The organism is Aquimarina atlantica (genome assembly GCF_000626715.1).
Classification (GTDB): domain Bacteria; phylum Bacteroidota; class Bacteroidia; order Flavobacteriales; family Flavobacteriaceae; genus Aquimarina; species Aquimarina atlantica.
Window position 1 is genome coordinate 230992 of sequence record NZ_AQRA01000001.1, and the last position, 19183, is coordinate 250174.

Consider the following 19183-nt stretch of genomic DNA (forward strand, 5'->3'; position numbering starts at 1 on the left):
AACAAAAAAAGGCCCTGATATCAGGGCCTTTTTTTGTTTTAAATAACTTCTTCTTTATAAGGAATCATATCTAATACATGTTGTATGGCTTTAATTCGCGCTTTGGTTTTACGATCAGCCTCGATAATAACCCAGGGAGCAATTTCGGTATTTGTTTTTTCAAACATTTTCACCTTGTACTTTGTATACTCTTCCCAGAGTTCCTGAGCTTTTTCATCTACAGGAGTCATCTTCCATTTCTTTAAAGGGCTTGATTTGATATCTTTAAACCGAGCAGCTTGTTCTTCTTTGGTAATAGAAAAATAAAATTTAATAAGATAGGTGTCTGATTCTAGTATCATTCTTTCAAAATCGTTTACCTGTCCCATAAATGTTGTATACTGATTTTCGGTGCAAAACCCATTAACAGGTTCTACAACTGCCCGATTATACCAGCTACGATCAAAAAGAACCATTTCTCCTGGTGTAGGTAGTTGATTAACATAGCGCTGAAAATACCATTGCCCTTCTTCTTCACTAGTCGGTTTTGGCAATGCTACAATTCGAAAATGCCTGGGATTTATATGAGAAGTAATTCTACGGATTGCCCCGCCTTTTCCTGCAGCATCACGACCTTCAAAAATGATTACTATTTTCTTCCCGTTTTTTATGGTCCAGTTTTGTAATTTGATAAGTTCTGCCTGTAGTTCTTTTAGTTGTATTTCATATTTAACCATTCTCAATACCTTTTCAACATCGGTTTTTTTATCCATAAACAGATACTTTAAACCAATAGGAGAATTTAGTATTTCCAGATCTTCTTTAGAAAGATCAATATGTTTTGTTTTTTGCGTTGTCGTCATACATCAAATGTCTATTTGTTCAATATATCTATAGTACCTCAGGATCACATTGGGATCAGGAAGTAATGTAGTTTTTGCCTTCGATTTACCTGTGTAATCAAATCTGGATAACACATATCTCATACTTTCTAAACGAGCTGTTTTCTTACTGTTGGTTTTTACAATCACCCATGGGCTAAATGTAGTATGGGTTTTAGAGAACATTTGTTCTTTGTATTTAGTGTATTTATTCCAGAGCTGTTGTCCTTTCATATCTACAGGACTAAATTTCCATACTTTTAATGGGTTTTGTAGTCTTGCATCAAAACGTTTTTTCTGTTCTTCTTTAGATATCGAGAACCAAAACTTGATTACTATAATTCCATCTTCATATAGCATATGCTCAAATTCGGGAACCTGTACCATAAAATTTTTATATTGTTTATTGGTACAAAATCCCATTACAGGTTCTACAACAGCACGGTTATACCAGCTACGATCAAAAAAAACAATCTCTCCCGGATTAGGCAGTTCTTTAATATACCTTCTAAAATACCATTGCCCTTTTTCGACTTCTGTAGGTTTTGATAGCGCAACAATACGCATAGAACGAGGATTAAGATGCTCTGTAAATCGTTTTATAGACCCTCCTTTACCAGCAGCATCTCTCCCTTCAAAAATTATGGCAACACGTAGCTTCTTTTTTGCAATCCATTGCTGAAGGTTTACCAATTCTCCTTGTAGGTAACGTAATTCTTCTTCATATCGAAGTTTCTGTAATATTTTTTTGATGTCGATGTTTTTTTGATCAGCAAGATTGATCAAATGTTTCCGTTTTTTGACTTGATTTAATTCTTCAAGTGTAAACATAAAGTTTGTAATTTGTTATTCTGTAAGTAGCGATTAAAGGTAAAAATAAAATGAATTTTATCGCACTATACTAACAATTCTTTAGCATAAAAAAACTTGAAGAATATTTTTATATTATTTTTTAGGTTACACTTTCCAGAAGAACCTTTCTTTGGTTTTTGAATTTGCTCCTGTTTTTTTATAAAAGTTGATAGCATCGGTATTAAAATCGGGAGTTTGCCACTGGATAATAGTACAACCTTGTGATATAGCATATTCTTTTACCAAAGTCATTATTTTTGTGCCAATTCCTTTTCCACGAGTTTCTTTTTTAAGATATAAACAATCGAGATAGATATAAAAATTAGCATCCCAGGTAGAGAACTGTTTCATAAAAGTCGCATATCCCAAGAGCTCATTATTTTGTTCTGCAACAACACATTTTAGAATATTCTCTGACTTGAAAAGATATTGCAAAAGTAATGTTGCTTTCTCGTTAGAATTAAACGTTGCTCTTTCATATATTGCATGAGCTTTACACAGTAAAACAATTTGTTCGATATCTTCTTCTTTTGCGAATCTAATGATCATGCTTTTCGTTTTAACATGCACATTGAATTATAGAACCTTGAGAAGGTTGTGTTCCTTGAGTAGCATACCCATCAAATTTCCACCATTCAATACCACCGATTAATTCTTTTACCTTAAATCCAAGCCTGGTCATACGTAATGCTCCTTTGGTAGAAGCGTTACAACCAATACCATCACAATAACAAATATAAGTTTTTGTTTTATCAAGGTGGGCCGTATTTTCTACCGTCATTTCACGATGAGGTAGGTTAATGGCGGTTGGGATATGCTCTTTTTCATATCCAAAAGATTGCCTGGCATCAACCACTACGATATTTTCTTCTTTTTCGAGAGCATCAAATAAATCAGAAGGATCCATTTCATAAGCTAATTTGTTTTCGTAAAATTTAATTTGATTTTCCATAATACTGTGTTTTTGTTTGATCAAATGTAATATCAATTCATTGCTTATTCCTATGTGTTTATGTGAATGATTTGATGTTATAATTGAAATATTTTCACATTCAGTACCATTGTATTATTGTAGTTTTGTGGGTATGGATATTAAGTATTTCAGACTTATAAAAACGATTACAGAAGAAGGTAATATTGCTAACTCATCAGAGCGATTGTTTTTAACGCAATCAGCTTTGAGTCATCAATTAAAAGAGTTAGAAACAAGATTAGGTTTTAAAGTATTTCATAGAACTAGAAATAAATGGAAACTAACAGAAGAAGGTATAGAATTATATAATATAGCTAATAATGTACTCGATACCATTGAACAGGGGTTTAATACAATCCAACAAATAAAAACGGGATCTAAAGGAAATATTAAGGTAGGTACAGAATGTTATTCTTTTTATCAGGGATTACCGGGATTCCTTCAAAAAATGGAAATGCTATATCCTCAAATTGATGTAGATCTTATTCTTGAAGCCACGCATCAACCGATTTCAAAATTATTATCAAACGAAATTGATATTGCTTTGGTTACTTCTATACCTGCAAATGATAGATTGTCAAGTATTACACTATTTGAGGATGAAACCTATGCTATTATGCACAAAGAGCATAAGTATAGCAAAAAAGAATACTTAAGTGCTAATGACTTTGCAGATCTTCATTTGATCATTCATTCTTTCCCTTTAGAAACAGTATCAGTTTATGAGCAATTCTTAAAACCCAATAAAATAACTCCTGCAAAAATTTCTGCCATCCCACTTACCGAAGTTTCTTTAGAAATGGTGAATGCCAATATGGGAATTATATGCATGCCGAAATGGGCATTAAAATCGCTAAAAATACCAGAAGATTTAATGTTTAAAAGCATTGGGAAGTATGGAGTAAAACGAACCCATTATCTGGTCGTTAGAAAAGAAGATGAACATAAAAAGTATATCAACGATTTTGTTTCAAGTTTTGAAGAGGAGTTTGTGAGTATGTGATTTCAGTTTTTTATTTAAAAACGGTCTAATTAAATGCATCAAATGGCTGCATACCAAATAATCAACAAAATTCGCTATCGATTTGTTAATTACTTTGTAGAAAGGCTGTTTTAATTTTGTAAGTGAAACCTTATATTAGCAGGCATTCTACCCTATATTTATGAGCAAAGAAACCAAATATACCGAAGATAATATACGATCCCTCGACTGGAAAGAACATATACGTATGCGACCCGGAATGTATATCGGGAAACTAGGCGATGGATCTTCTGCAGATGATGGTATCTATATTTTATTAAAAGAAGTACTGGACAATTCTATAGATGAATATGTAATGGGGGCCGGTAAAACGATCGAAATTTCTATTCAGGGAGATAAAGTAATTGTTAGAGATTATGGTCGTGGGATCCCATTAGGTAAAGTGGTAGATGTGGTTTCTAAAATGAATACCGGAGGTAAATATGATTCTAGAGCGTTTAAAAAATCTGTAGGACTAAACGGTGTAGGTACAAAAGCAGTTAATGCATTATCTACATTCTTTAGAGTAGAATCTACACGAGATGGCAAATCAGCTTCGGCAGAATTCGAAAAAGGAAACCTCACGAATCAGGAAACATTAGATGAAACGTCTCGTAGAAGAGGAACCAAAGTATCCTTTGTCCCAGATAATACCATATTTAAGCACTATAAGTATCGTACAGAGTATGTCGCTAAAATGCTTAAAAACTATGTATATCTTAATCCTGGTTTGACCATTATTTTTAATGGAGAGAAATATTTTTCAGAAAATGGATTAAAAGATCTTTTATCCGATAATATAAAAGAAGAAGATAGATTATATGATATTGTACATCTCAAAGGTGATGATATCGAAATTGCAATTACACATAGTAAAACACAATATAGTGAAGAGTACCATTCTTTTGTAAATGGGCAACATACCACCCAGGGAGGAACACATCAGGCTGCATTTCGAGAAGCTGTAGTAAAAACAATTAGAGAGTTTTATAGTAAAAATTATGAAGCCAGCGATATTCGTAAATCAATTGTATCTGCGATAAGCATTAAAGTGATGGAACCTGTTTTTGAAAGTCAGACCAAGACCAAATTAGGTTCTACAGAAATGGGAGGGAATTTACCAACCGTTAGGACCTATATTAATGATTTTGTAAAAACTAAATTGGATAACTTTCTTCATAAGAATCCCAATACAGCAGAAAGCTTACAGCGAAAAATATTACAGGCAGAACGTGAACGTAAAGATTTATCCGGAATTCGAAAACTAGCAAAAGAGAGAGCAAAGAAAGCTAGTTTGCATAATAAAAAATTAAGAGATTGTCGTATTCATCTTACCGATAGTAAGAAAGATCGTAATCTCGAAAGTACTCTATTTATTACCGAGGGAGATTCTGCAAGTGGATCCATTACTAAGTCAAGAGATGTAAATACTCAGGCTGTTTTTAGCTTACGTGGAAAACCGTTGAATAGCTACAACATGAGTAAAAAGATTGTATACGAAAATGAAGAATTCAATCTATTACAGGCAGCATTAAATATAGAAGAGTCATTAGAAGATTTACGCTATAACAATATTGTAATTGCTACCGATGCCGATGTAGATGGGATGCACATACGATTATTGCTAATTACTTTCTTTCTACAATTCTTTCCAGAGGTTATAAAAGAAGGACACTTGTATATATTACAAACTCCATTATTTAGAGTACGTAATAAAAAAGAAACCATTTATTGCTACTCAGAACAAGAAAGAAGAGATGCAATAACAAAATTATCGGGCAAACCAGAAATTACACGATTTAAGGGATTAGGAGAGATTTCTCCAGACGAGTTTGTACATTTTATAGGAGATGATATCCGTTTAGATCCTGTAATGTTAGATAAGGAAAAGTCGATCGAAGAATTACTGTCTTTCTATATGGGGAAAAATACACCGCAAAGACAAGAATTTATTATTGATAACCTAAAAGTAGAACTGGATTCTGTAGAGGAAGAATTATAATTATTAGAAGCCCCAGAAGTTATATATGGATTTGGAAAACGAAAACGAAGAATTACATCACGATTTAAACCCTGAAGATCACGAACCACAAGAGGTGATTACCAAGGTCACAGGAATGTACAAAGACTGGTTTCTGGATTATGCATCTTATGTAATCCTGGAGCGTGCAGTACCTGCAATTGAAGATGGTCTAAAACCAGTACAACGCCGTATTCTTCATTCTATGAAGGATTTAGATGATGGTCGATACAATAAGGTGGCCAATATTGTAGGGCATACAATGCAATATCACCCCCATGGAGATGCCAGTATTTCTGATGCCATGGTGCAAGTAGGACAAAAGGAATTACTAATCGATATGCAAGGGAACTGGGGTAATATCCTTACTGGGGATAGAGCAGCAGCTTCGAGATATATAGAAGCTCGGCTATCTAAATTTGCATTAGATGTGGTATATAATCCCAAAGTTACCGAATGGCAATTGTCATACGATGGAAGAAAAAAAGAACCTATTAATCTCCCGGTTAAATTTCCTTTGTTACTAGCTCAAGGTGCAGAAGGAATAGCCGTTGGATTAAGTACTAAAATTCTTCCTCATAATTTTATAGAATTAATAGATGCATCAATAAAACATTTACAAGGTAAACGATTTACGATTTTACCCGATTTTCCTACATCTGGTATTGCAGATTTTACCAATTATAATGATGGTAATCGAGGAGGTAAGGTAAGAGTACGTGCAAAAATTTCACAATATGACAAAAATACTTTGGTCATAAATGAAATACCGTTTTCTACAACAACAACTTCTTTAATAGATTCTATTCTTAAAGCAAATGAGAAAGGAAAGATAAAAGTTAAAAAAATAGAGGATAATACTGCAGCAGAAGTAGAAATACTGGTACATCTTCCTTCGGGTATTTCTCCTGATAAAACAATCGATGCTTTATATGCATTTACGAATTGCGAAGTATCTATTTCTCCTCTTGGTTGTGTAATAGAAGATAATAAACCAAACTTTATTGGTGTTTCAGAAATGTTACGTCGTTCTACAGACAATACTGTAGAATTATTGAAAAGAGAACTCGAAATTCAATTAAGTGAGTTACAGGAACAATGGCACTTTGCTTCGTTAGAAAGAATTTTTATAGAAAATCGTATTTATCGTGATATTGAAGAAGTAGATACCTGGGAAGGAGTGATAGAAGCAATTGATAAAGGGTTGAAACCTCATATAAAACACTTAAAACGAGCAGTTACCGAAGAAGATATTGTACGTCTAACAGAAATTCGAATTAAACGTATTTCTAAATTTGATATTGATAAAGCGCAACAAAAAATAGAAGCGCTTGAAGAAGATATAGCCCAGGTAAAATATAATCTCGAACATCTTATTGAGTTTGCTATAGATTATTTTAAAAGGCTAAAAACTACATACGGTAAAGGAAAAGAGCGTAAAACCGAAATCAAGATCTTTGATGATATTGAAGCTACCAAAGTAGTAATTCGAAATACAAAATTATATGTAAATCGAGAAGAAGGATTTATAGGAACTTCGCTTCGTAGGGATGAATATGTAGCAGATTGTTCTGATATTGATGATATTATATGTTTTACAGGAGAAGGAAAGTTGATGATCACCAAAGTTGGATCAAAGACTTTTATTGGTAAAAATATAATTCATGTTGCTGTCTTTAAGAAAAAGGATAAGCGTACTATCTATAATTTGATTTATCAGGATGGTAGAGGTGGAGCTTCGTATGTTAAGCGTTTTGCTGTTACCGGGGTTACCAGAGATAAAGAATATGACCTTACTCAGGGCAAAAAATCATCTAAGATTTCATATTTTTCGGCAAACCCGAATGGAGAAGCCGAAGTAGTTACTATATATCTAAGACAGGCCGGAAGTATCAAAAAATTAAAATTTGATCTGGATTTTGCAGATTTACTAATCAAAGGTAGAGGAGTAAAAGGAAATATTGTTACTAAGTATAACATTAAGAAAATTGAACTAAAAGAACAGGGAGTATCTACTTTAAAACCACGAAGGATTTGGTTTGATGATTCTGTGCAACGACTTAATGTAGATGGGAGAGGAGAATTGTTGGGAGAATTTAGAGGAGAAGATCGTATTTTGGTTATAAATCAAAATGGTGTTGCAAAGACAATTATCCCCGAAATGACATTGCATTTTAGTTCAGATATGATTGTTTTAGAAAAATGGAAACCTAAAAAACCAATATCTGCAATATATTGGGATGGAGAGAAAGAACGATATTATGTGAAACGATTTTTAATTGAAAATTCTGAACGCGAAGAGAATTTTATTACAGAACATCAAAAATCTTTCTTAGAGGTTGTCTCTACTGATTATAGACCGATGGCAGAAATAGTATTTTCTAAGCTTAGAGGTAAAGATCAACGACCTAACGAAGAAATAAATCTAGAAGAGTTTATATCGATCAAAGGAATAAAAGCGCTAGGGAATCAGTTAACTACACATAAAGTAAAACAAATCAATTTACTGGATCCATTGCCATATGAAGAACAAGAATCCCTTCCTGCCGAAGAAATTGAAGTGATTGAAGAAGAGAATGTATCTCCAGAAGCAACAGATTCTAAAACTTCGACAAAACCTGCAGATAATGATAATGATACCGATGCAGGAGGAGAAGGAGAACAAGCTAGTTTGTTCTAGATTTTGATTAAAAAATAAAAAATTAGACCCATTTCTATCTTCAAAAATGGGTCTTTTTTTATTACACTTATCAATTTAATGCGATCAATTATTGTAAAAACAAGAGCGATTATATAGTACAGGTTTTTAAAATTTAAAACCTTAATACTTTTGCTATTTATATTTAATTTAAAAAAAATAGTATAATGAAAAGTACATTAGGAAAATTCAAAAAATTTGAAATAGAAAAATCTAAGTTAAAAGACATTAAAGGAGAAAGTTGGGTTTGTTCGATGACTGATATAAAGGGCAGTGCATTTGTAACCAAACACTCTCAGGTTAAAGCTTTCTTGGCAAGAGGTTATCACTGTGAACAACCACGGGTAAAATTAATGAATGTACTGTAGAAATTTATGTATAAAATTGAGGTATAAAAAAACTGTGATACTTTATAAGTTCACAGTTTTTTTATACGTATCCTGATACTGTTCTATTACCTGTAATCTTCTTAAGATTTCTTTACAAACTTTGTTAGAATAACAATATGTTGCCCATTTGCACGACCTTCGATATGTTCTGGATTGTCATGAACTAATGAGATATTTCTAACATGAGTACCTCGTTTAGCAGTAAAATTAGCGCCTTTTACATCGAGATCTTTAATTAAAACAACAGAATCTCCAGCTTGTAATAGCGCACCATTAGCATCTAGATGTTTAATTGCATTTTCTTTATCATCCCCATCTCCAGTAGCATTTGCCCATGCTGTCATGTCGTCATCCAAATAAAGCATATCTAATAAGTCTTGCGGCCAACCTTCAGACTTTAATCTATGTAACATTCTCCATGCCATTACTTGTACAGCAGGAACTTCACTCCACATACTATCATTAAGGCAACGCCAGTGATTTATATCTACTTTCTCTGGGTCTTCTATTTGTTCTAAGCACACTTGAGAAATAAGAATATGCGAGTCCAGACCCGTTCCCGGAGATTTAGGTACTTCATAGACTTTCAAATTTTCAGTTACTCCTGATAATTCACATACAGATCCGCTACGCTTGTGTAATTCTCTTTCTAGACTCATTATAATGATATGTTTACTATATGGATTGTTTAGTACTGCAAAAGTGCATTAAAATTTGTAATTATGAAATAGCAGATACCCTATTTATTGATGATGGTAAATAATAATAAAAACCCATTAGAATTCAAAAATGTAATGGGCCTTTAGTGTCGAAATTTTAATACCTGTTCATTGATTAATCTGGTAAACGGTCACGATCAGATTTTTTACGATTAAATCGATATGTAAGAGTTGCAGTAACCCTTCTGCCGCTTCTAACAGTAGAGGAAACCAAATTGTAGTTTTGCCCTGTAATTGTAGATTTATTAATTCTCGAATCAAAAATGTTATTTACATTAAATGTCAAAGAGGCTTTATCTTCAAATAGGTCTTTACTAATTCCAAAATTTGCCCAATATTGTGATTTAATAAGTCTTTGACCACTATTACTTTTTCCTTGGTAGGTGAAATTTGTTTGTATAGAAAACCCTTTTGAAAACTTCATTCTAGAACTTACTCGTGTAGACCATTGCGTGTCTTCTGTATCATAATTGATATTTTCATAAGTACCTTCTTGAGTAAAAGTATAATAGTTAAACTCGCCCGATAGTCGCCACCATTTAAATGGGTTATATGTGGTTGCCAGTTCAAATCCAAAACGTTTTTCACGAGATAAGTTTACTGGTGTTGTTATAAAACCACCTTGAGCTGTAGGTGAAGTAATAAACTGAAAGAAATCGGTATGGTATTGATGGTAAATTGACGGGTTGAGTGTTATTTTAGTCCACCGTTTTAATAGTGCAAGTTCAAGAATATTAGCATAGGAAGGGTTTAAATCGGGGTTTCCTGCAAAGAGATCTCTGGGATCCGAAAGTCCACCAAATGGGTTTAACTGCCAGAATCGAGGTCTATTAATTCTTCTGCTATAACTTAATTGAAGATTGGTCCTTTCTGTAAAATTATAAGTAAGATGAGTGGTAGGAAATATATCTGTGTATTTTTTGGTATTACTAAAAAGTGCTTCACGGTCATTAATACCAATATCAGAGTGTTCTAATCTAACTCCAAGAAGGTAATTAAACTTTTTTCTATTGTTACCATATTGCATATATGCTCCATAAATACGCTCGTCATAGTCCAGACGATTGTCAAAACCTTCTATTATTTGATCGTCTATCCATGCAGTATAATCACTGGTAATTCTCCTGATTTCAGCCCTAAGACCTGTTTCTAATCTTGATTTTTCGGTTAATGGTGATATGAAATCAGATAATATGAGTAAATCTTTACTGCTTTCTACATCACGGGTTCTGATTCTTGATAAACTTCCTTCAGTAGGAAGAATGCGTTGTTGTGTGATCATTTCATTTTCATCATCATTCCAAAAGTCATACTGAACATTAGTAGTAAATTTTTGTCCCTTTTTATTAAATGTCTTTACGTAATTGATTTCTAACTGGTTAAAATTTTGAGGTTCTTCATAATTTTCTTTTCGGGATAGTATACTATCGGTTTCTTTATTAGTATTTAGATACGTATATATGAAATCGGTTTTATCTGTATTTCTTAATTTGTTATGATAAAAACTAGCTGTAAGTGTGTTTTTATCATTAATGTAATAATCTCCACCAAAATAGATATTGTAATGATCATCATTTCTCTTGGTGTCTGCATTAAGATTTACACTATTGGTTATATCATCTGTTAAAGTCGTTTGTGTTTGTTTTTCTTCTCCAAAAAAGTTAGCATATCTGTATCCCAGGTTAGCGAATACATTAATTTTTTCTGTTTTGTAATTCAGATTAATATTAGCATTATGATTTGCAGGAATTCCTGAAGTAAGTTGTAAAGAGCCTCCAAAACCAGAACGTTTATTTTTTTTAAGAATAATATTTATGATACCAGCCGCACCTTCAGACTCGTATCTGGCCGAAGGATTCGTAATTACTTCTACTTTTTCGATGTTTTCTGCCGGGATTTGTTCAAGCCCATTGTTTGCAGTAAGTACAGAAGGTTTACCGTTAATTAATATTCTAACACTCGGATTTCCTCTAAGACTAACACCTCCTGCCGCGTCTACACTTACCGAAGGTACGTTGTCTAATACATCACTTATGGTTCCTCCCTTATGAATAAGATCTTTTCCTACATTAAATACTTTTTTATCCAATTTATACTCGACAGTAGTTTTTTCTGATACAATAGTTACTTCTGCCAATTGCTCATTATCTTCTTCAAGTTCTATGGTATTAAGAGTATGATCTGCATCAATGGTTATATTATTTAGTATATAAGGTTTAAAAGAGATATATTCTATTTTGATATGGTATTTCCCGGGAGAAACTTCTATCCCAAAATTTCCTTCTGCATTGGTGATTCCACCAGTGATTGTTTTTTGATCTATAGCGTTTATAATTGTTATTGTTGCAAACTCTAAGGGTTGTTTATATACTTTTTCTATTATCTTACCGCTAAGTGTTAGTTGTTTTGATATTTGGGCTTGTAATGACATAAAACCACTTAACAAGCATATAAATGCTATTTTTTTCATTCTGATTCGTTTTTTGATTCTTGCCAAAAGTGCTTGTTTTATCAGTGTAGATTTTAAGTTATCGACAGATACTATCAAAAAATCGTCAGATGATAAAAAAGGATGAGTAGGAAGTATTCGTCTTTTATTTTATCTGATTGAGGTGGTTTTTTTATGAATTCGTCTATTTCATCACTTTAAAAGCGATACAGCAACTATTTTTGAATTAAATATTATAATTACATAAAAATGAAACCAACCTTTCTACTTGTCATAGTTCTGGTTTTTACTTCTTTTGATAATCAAATAGAAGACTACGTCTGTAAGCCTTGCGGATTATCTTGCGATGAATTAATTTTTCCTAAAGCAGGAACCTGCCCACATTGTAAAATGAAACTCATAAAGAAGAGTGATCTTAAAAAAGAAAAAGAATTAGTTTTAAATGAAGTTAATATTCAAAACGGTTCGGGAGAATTTCTTATTGACGGAGGAAATCGAAGTAAAGACAAGACTATAAAAGTGTTTTATCATAAACCAAAAAAATACCAACCAGAATCTAAAATTTTGATTATTGTCCCCGGGGCAGGAAGAAACGGTGATAGCTATAGAGATGCCTGGATTTCGGCTTCAGAAAAATATGGCGTTCTTATTCTTTCTCCAATGTATTCTGAAAAACAATATGGATTTGGTGACTATCATATGTGTGGATTGATGTATGATTTGAATCTAAAGAATACTATAGAATATGTAAAAAACTCTAATATTGTAAAATTAAAAGAGGAAGGATTTACTTTTAAAGTAAATTCTGATCCCGAAAAATGGATTTTTAATGATTTCGATAGGATATTTGATCTTGTTATTGATTCTCTGGGTGCTACCCAAACCCAATATGATCTTTTTGGGCACTCTGCAGGTGGTCAAATTTTACATCGCATGGCAATCTTTCAACATACCTCTAAAGCCAATAGGATTGTAGCATCTAATTCTGGGTTTTATACGTTACCGGATTTTGAATCCGAACTTCCTTTTGGAATAAAAAATACAAAACTTACTGACCAAGATTTGAAATCTTCGTTTAGAAAAAAACTAATCTTATATATTGGAGAATTAGATAATGAACATGAAATGGGAGGTACCTTGTTGAGATCAGTGTCTGCTGATAAACAAGGAAAACATAGATTAGAAAGAGGAAAATTCTTTTTTAATACGGCAAAAACGAAAGCAAAGAAGATGAATCTCGATTTTAATTGGGAATTGAAAATAATACCCAATATTGGTCATGATCATCGAAAAATGGGAGCATCTGCTGCCGAATTTCTTTATAAAAAACAGTAAAATCTATAGTAAGGAATCTCCTCAGGAAAACAGTATTTTGGAGTAAAATAAATCATTTCTTTTTTGAGAAAGAATCGCACATAACAGTATATTTAGATTATGAATTTTAAAAAAATAAAAGAAGATTTTAAACAGTCAAAATTATCTTTTCATATTGTATTTTGGTTGGTTGTGTTATTGTTTTTCATGGTTAGAGATGATTTTGAAGAAAATCATACAATGATTGCTTCTTTGGTCTATAAGACTTGTATTATGATTCCTCAGATATTGGCTTCGTATTCTCTAGCATACGTTTTGGTTCCCAAATTTATATATACAAAAAGATATGTGAGTTTTACTGTTTTGATTATTCTTAGTGCTTACATATTTAGTGCATTAAGTAGAGTATTGATAGTTCATATAGCAGAACCTTTGGTAAGAGTGCCTCCATTTACTCAAGAATCAATAGCAGAGATTTTTCTGGATGTAAAATTCTTAATGACTCATTATTTTCCTAGTATTTATATAGCTGCGCTAATTTTTGTGGCAGTTCGGTTTATAGTTGATATTTCTAAGGTGAAACAACAAAACTTGTTATTAGAAAAAGCGAAAGTGGGAGCGGAGTTAAAAATGCTTAAGACGCAATTACACCCTCATTTTCTATTTAATACACTTAATAATATCTATATGTTGTCTTTAGAGAATTCTCCAAAAACTCCAGAATCAATAAGTAAGTTATCAGAGATATTGGATTATGTATTATATAGATGTAATACTAAATTTGTTTCGGTTACAAACGAAATTTCTTTTTTAGAAAATTATATTGGTCTCGAAAAACTACGATATGATGATCGTTTACAGGTAACATTTAATACATCATTAGAGAAGGATATTGAAATAGCTCCGCTTATATTACTTCCATTGGTAGAAAATGCCTTTAAACATGGAGCAGGAGAGGATAGCGGATCTCCAAAAATTGATATTTCTATTCGTTATCAAAACACTATTTTTACCTTTGTAGTTGCTAATTCTATTGCAAATTCAACCCAAGAAAGAGTTAAGGATTCTATTGGACTGAATAACATTACCCAACAATTAGATATGATTTATCCAGATGGTTATGTCCTAAATATTGATGAAAAAGAAGATGTATTTACCGTAACGTTAGAAATTGAAATATGAATACAAGTACAACAAAAACAAGGTGTTTGATTGTAGATGACGAACCTTTAGCTGCAAGACTTATAGAAAAGCATATTTCTCAAATAGAATCTTTAGAAGTAGTAGCTTCTTGTAATAATGCATTAAAAGCATTTGAAATTCTTAATAATGAAACCATTGATTTACTTTTTTTGGATGTAAAAATGCCATCGGTTACAGGAATTGATCTTTTAAAAACAATAAAACATCCTCCTAGCACCATATTAACAACGGCTTATAGGGATTATGCATTAGAAGGGTATGATCTGGATATAGTAGATTATATTTTGAAACCTGTAACTTTTGATCGGTTTTTTAAAGCGGTAGAACGTTATTTCAGAATAAAAAATGGAATACAGAGAAACGCAGAAGCTCCTGCTAATGCATTAACAAGTGAAAACCCATATATTCTTGTCAAATCAGGTAATAAACATCATAAAATACATTTAAATACTATTTTATACATAGAAAGTCTAAAAGATTATATAAAAATACATACCGATAAGAAATGTATTGTGGCGAAGTATAAAATCGGTGATATAGAACTCGAATTAGCAGATAAAGAATTCTTAAGAACACACCGATCTTATATTATTAATCTAAAAAAAGTAACCGCTTTTACAACTAACGATATTGATATCGATACTGTAGAGATTCCTATAGGTGTTAGTTATAGAGATAAGGTGTTTCCTTTCTTAGAGAACATATGAATACGCTCTATTTTTTAGATATTAAAATTTCAGGCTAAATATATTATTGAATGGGAACCCAGATTTCTTCTTCAGATTTTGGATGATGTGGGCCGTGATATTTGTCTCCCATAATGGCAAAATGATTTCTTTTATCTAATTCATATCCAGAGTTGGGAAGCCATTTTCCGTGTATATAATCCATTGTCTTATTAAAAGTATCTACAGGCCCTTTATGAATGAATATAGCATATTTACCACCAGGTAAAATATAAGAGCTCATACCTTCTGGAATATGATCAAAATCTGTAACTTCGACGGCAGCCCATTTTTCGAATACAACATCTTCTGTAAAAGTATCAAAAGTGATATCTTCATCAAAGGTCTGTACCGAGTAATACCCAGTGTTTTTGTTGTTTTTAATTTCAAATCTTCTAGGCATAAATTGTTGCCACATTTGTGAAGTGGTATCATTAGCTAGAGAGGTTTTTATTCGCATCCCTATTAATTTTCTGTCGGTGATCGTAATAATTTTTGGCTCCATAGAAACAAAATCGTTTTGTAGTGTATTGATATCTGTTGGTGATAAAGTATATCGTTCAAAAGCTACGAATCGATGCCCTTTTTTTCGATATTTCCCAGGGCTTGTCTTAAAAACAGATTGAAAAGCTCGTGTATATGCTTGCTGAGAATCAAACTGATAACGTTCTGCAATAGCTACAATAGGTTGTTGCGTAAGAATTAACTCATGAGCAGATTCAGATACTCTTCGTTTTCTTACATAGTTTACTACCGTTTCTCCTGTAACTGCTGCAAAAAGACGAATAAAATGATATTTAGAATAACACGCTTCCTGTGCAATACGATCTAATGTAAGCACATTCTTCAGATTATCTTCTATAAAAGTAATAGCTTTAGAAATCCTATGCTGATATGAATCTTTTATGTTTTCAGACATAATTTGCTTTTTGAACATTACAATAGTACATCTAAAACCCGACTATTTTTTGATCGGTATTGCGAAAATATATGTTCAGAAAAAACAAATCAAAATAGTATATTTTGTAATGTGTAGCACAAAACATAAGGTTACCAGGCAGTTTAAAAATGTTTTTACACTACCGAGTAATCCCTTGCCTTTATGTGCACAAAATTATCTTGAGTATTGAAAATTTCTTAACTAACTTAACTGTGGTTTAAATTTACCTTTACTTTTTCTTATCCTTACGGCGACAACCTTGTATTCTGGACACATTGCCTCAGAATCATGAATGTCCCCAGTTAAATTATTAATCATAATTTCCGGAAAATGAAAAGTAGTACTCAAAACACCTTTTTTTACTTCGTCTGTAATCCTCGCTTTTACATCTACTTTTCCTCGTGGAGACTCTAGACAAACATAATCACCTTCATTTACCAGATTTTCCTGAGCATCTTCGGGATGAATCATTAAGTAGTCATCTGATAATATCTGTTCATTTGATGTTCTGCGAGTCATGGCACCACAATTATAGTGTTCTAACTCTCTGTTTGTTGTTAAGATATACGGGTAATCTTTAGCATGCGAAGTTAATTCTTTGGTTTCTTCCCAAGGGTTAAATTCAAAATACCCTTTTCCACGTTTAAATTCAGTTTTATGAAGAATCTGAGTGTCTGTACCATCTTTGGCAACTGGCCATTGCAATCCATTCTCACCTAATCGATCCCATTTAATTCCCGCAAAGAAAGGAACAATTTGCGATATTTCTTCCAGCATTCCATCTGGTGTATAATCTGGTTGTGCATATCCCATTTTATTCATAATATCTACAATGATTTGTCCATCAGGCTTAGAACCTTCAATTGGCTCAACTACTTGGTGTACTGCCTGTACACGTCGTTCTCCATTAGTAAAGGTTCCGCTTTTCTCTAAGAATGATGCGCCAGGTAATATAACATCTGCATATTTTGCAGTTTCGGTCATAAATAATTCCTGTACAATTACCAGATCTGTAGCTTGAAGTGCTTTAATAACTTTTTGAGTATTCGGGTCGGTTTGTACTACATCTTCTCCAATAATCCAAATAGCTTTAAGATTACCTTTTAGAGCAGCATCAAACATTTCCGGAATTTTATATCCTATGTTTTTAGGCACATTAACACCATAAAATTCATTATATGTTTTATTAACCTGATCATTCGTAACATCCAGATATCCTGCTCCCTGGTGTGGTTGTACCCCCATATCAGCAGAACCTTGTACATTATTCTGACCACGTAATGGGTTTACACCAACACCACGTCTGCCGATATTTCCTGTAAGAAGAGCTAAATCTGCTATTTGCATTACAGTAAATGTTCCTTGAGAATGTTCTGTCACTCCTAATCCATGAAAAGACATGGCATTAGGAGCAGATGCATATGCAATAGCTGCTTCACGTACCTGGTTACGATCTACACCAGAAACGGCTTCTAGCTTATCTATATTTATAGAAAGAATCTCTTTTTTATACTCTTCAAATCCTTCAGTCCTGCTTTCGATAAAAGAAATATCTGTTAATTCTTCGGTGATGATATAATACATCATCATATTAAGAACGGCTACATTAGTTCCTGGTCGTAATGCTAAGTGATGTGTTGCATATTTAGCCAATTCGGTACGTCTTGGATCAATAACAATAGATACATTGTCACTTTTCATGGCAAATTGCTTTAATTTGGCACCTGTAACGGGGTGTGCATCGGTTGGGTTGGCCCCAATTACCATAATGCAATTTGTATCTTTTAAATCATCGATAGAATTTGTAGCAGCACCAGTACCAAAAGTACGTTGCATCCCTAAAGCAGTGGGAGAGTGGCATACCCTTGCACAACCATCAATATTATTGGTTTGGATTACAGCTCTAAAGAATTTTTGCATTAAATAATTCTCTTCATTGGTACATCGCGAAGATGAAATCCCTGCCATAGAATCAGAACCAAATTCATCTTTATAAGCAGTTAATTTTGAAGCGATATAGTCATATACTTCATCCCAGCTAACATTTTCAAACGTTCCATTTCTTTTGATCATAGGAGAGTTTAAACGCTCTGGGTGATCATAGAACTTAAATGCATATCGACCTTTTAGGCAAGTATGTCCCTGATTTACTTCGGCATCATAGGGAGCTTGTATACTTAAAATTTCTCCATTACTGGTAGCGACTTCAAGATTACATCCTACACCACAATAGGTGCAAATAGTTCTTGTTGTATCGGTTGCTTTAATAGCTTTCGACTGAAAAACATCTGAAATAGCAGAAGTTGGACATGCTTGAGAGCAAGCACCACAGCTTACACAATCAGAATCCATAAAAGATTGATCTAATCCTTTAATAATTGAAGAATCAAAACCTCGACCAGACATACTTAATACAAACTGCCCTTGCACTTCATCACAAGCACGCACACATCGATAACAATTAATACATTTAGACAAATCTGAAGTCATATAAGGATGACTTAAATCTTTCGTTTTATAAAGGTGATTATCTCCTTCTGGGTATCGCACTTCTCTGATTCCTACTTGAGCCGCAACTGTTTGCAATTCACAATTTCCATTTACCTCACAAGTCAAGCAATCAAGAGGATGATCGGTTAATACCAGCTCAACGATATTTTTTCGTAATTCTTTTACTGATTCAGAATTTGTATATATATATTGCCCTTCTGCTATTGGGGTATGACAAGAAGCCATAGTTTTAACAGCTCCATTTTCTTCTAATGCTACTTCTACACTACACACACGGCAAGAACCAAAAGGATCTAAGTTGGGTGCGTCGCATAAGGTGGGAACAAGATTTCTTTCCTTATACCTCCTTATAAAGGTGAGCATGGTTTCTCCCTCAACTATTTCAAAAGCCTGATTATCTATATATGCTGTTTTCATCTGTTCGTTTTTTATTGTTTTTTAATGGTCAGATGGAATTCGCCACTGAGTATTTTGGTTGGTATAAACGTAATAGTAATGGCTCGTTTCAT

At 33.0% G+C, this 19183-nt stretch carries 15 protein-coding genes; 7 read left to right on the forward strand and 8 right to left on the reverse strand.

Translation table 11 applies throughout. From position 1 onward, the window contains the following. Positions 1–38: 38 nt before the first annotated feature. The 4 genes from ppk2 (ATO12_RS01015) to ATO12_RS01030 all read right to left on the reverse strand — a co-directional run bounded on the left by ppk2 (ATO12_RS01015) (position 39) and on the right by ATO12_RS01030 (position 2664). On the reverse strand, positions 39–842 hold the full coding sequence (ppk2, locus tag ATO12_RS01015) for a polyphosphate kinase 2 (protein WP_034237846.1): 804 nt from the start codon (positions 840–842) through the stop codon (positions 39–41). Positions 843–845: 3 nt separating this feature from the next. Further along, entirely contained in the window at positions 846–1691 is an 846-nt protein-coding gene (gene ppk2 / locus ATO12_RS01020) for a polyphosphate kinase 2 (RefSeq protein WP_034237847.1), read from the reverse strand. Between the two features lie 126 nt (positions 1692–1817). Further along, positions 1818–2261: a GNAT family N-acetyltransferase gene (locus ATO12_RS01025; RefSeq protein WP_034237848.1), complete on the reverse strand. Its 444-nt coding sequence runs from the start codon at positions 2259–2261 to the stop codon at positions 1818–1820. A gap of 10 nt (positions 2262–2271) precedes the next feature. Further along, on the reverse strand, positions 2272–2664 hold the full coding sequence (locus ATO12_RS01030; protein WP_034237850.1) for a rhodanese-like domain-containing protein: 393 nt from the start codon (positions 2662–2664) through the stop codon (positions 2272–2274). Positions 2665–2797: 133 nt separating this feature from the next. Here ATO12_RS01030 and ATO12_RS01035 point away from each other — a divergent pair, with 133 nt between their 5' ends. The 4 genes from ATO12_RS01035 to ATO12_RS01050 all read left to right on the forward strand — a co-directional run bounded on the left by ATO12_RS01035 (position 2798) and on the right by ATO12_RS01050 (position 8792). Beyond that, complete coding sequence (locus tag ATO12_RS01035; protein ID WP_034237852.1) at positions 2798–3688, forward strand: LysR family transcriptional regulator; 891 nt, start codon at positions 2798–2800, stop codon at positions 3686–3688. Positions 3689–3848: 160 nt separating this feature from the next. After that, on the forward strand, positions 3849–5708 hold the full coding sequence (locus tag ATO12_RS01040) for a DNA topoisomerase IV subunit B (protein ID WP_034237855.1): 1860 nt from the start codon (positions 3849–3851) through the stop codon (positions 5706–5708). A 25-nt stretch (positions 5709–5733) separates the two neighbouring features. After that, positions 5734–8406, forward strand: a complete 2673-nt coding sequence (locus ATO12_RS01045; protein ID WP_034237857.1) for a DNA gyrase/topoisomerase IV subunit A — start codon at positions 5734–5736, stop codon at positions 8404–8406. Between the two features lie 185 nt (positions 8407–8591). Further along, entirely contained in the window at positions 8592–8792 is a 201-nt protein-coding gene (locus ATO12_RS01050; RefSeq protein WP_034237859.1) for a hypothetical protein, read from the forward strand. A 101-nt stretch (positions 8793–8893) separates the two neighbouring features. Here the strand turns inward: ATO12_RS01050 and ATO12_RS01055 are convergent, their stop codons facing one another. Continuing rightward, on the reverse strand, positions 8894–9472 hold the full coding sequence (locus ATO12_RS01055; RefSeq protein WP_034237861.1) for a PhnA domain-containing protein: 579 nt from the start codon (positions 9470–9472) through the stop codon (positions 8894–8896). A gap of 175 nt (positions 9473–9647) precedes the next feature. Continuing rightward, a complete protein-coding gene (locus ATO12_RS01060) occupies positions 9648–12002 on the reverse strand; it encodes an outer membrane beta-barrel family protein (RefSeq protein WP_034237863.1) in 2355 nt (784 codons plus the stop codon). Between the two features lie 228 nt (positions 12003–12230). Between ATO12_RS01060 and ATO12_RS01065 the strand changes: the two genes are divergently transcribed. The 3 genes from ATO12_RS01065 (at position 12231) to ATO12_RS01075 (ending at position 15205) form a co-directional block, all read left to right on the forward strand. After that, a complete protein-coding gene (locus tag ATO12_RS01065) occupies positions 12231–13316 on the forward strand; it encodes a hypothetical protein (protein WP_205625216.1) in 1086 nt (361 codons plus the stop codon). A 99-nt stretch (positions 13317–13415) separates the two neighbouring features. Then, a complete protein-coding gene (locus ATO12_RS01070) occupies positions 13416–14477 on the forward strand; it encodes a sensor histidine kinase (protein WP_240486088.1) in 1062 nt (353 codons plus the stop codon). Next, positions 14474–15205: a LytR/AlgR family response regulator transcription factor gene (locus ATO12_RS01075; RefSeq protein WP_034237864.1), complete on the forward strand. Its 732-nt coding sequence runs from the start codon at positions 14474–14476 to the stop codon at positions 15203–15205. Before ATO12_RS01070 ends, ATO12_RS01075 begins: the two co-directional genes overlap by 4 nt. A gap of 43 nt (positions 15206–15248) precedes the next feature. Here ATO12_RS01075 and ATO12_RS25250 read toward each other — a convergent pair whose 3' ends face one another. Together ATO12_RS25250 and fdhF are read right to left on the reverse strand one after the other, a co-directional pair. Further along, positions 15249–16142, reverse strand: coding sequence for an AraC family transcriptional regulator (locus ATO12_RS25250; protein ID WP_165583306.1), 894 nt, complete (start codon positions 16140–16142; stop codon positions 15249–15251). 222 nt (positions 16143–16364) lie between these two features. After that, entirely contained in the window at positions 16365–19091 is a 2727-nt protein-coding gene (fdhF, locus tag ATO12_RS01090; RefSeq protein ID WP_117589990.1) for a formate dehydrogenase subunit alpha, read from the reverse strand. Positions 19092–19183: the final 92 nt, after the last annotated feature.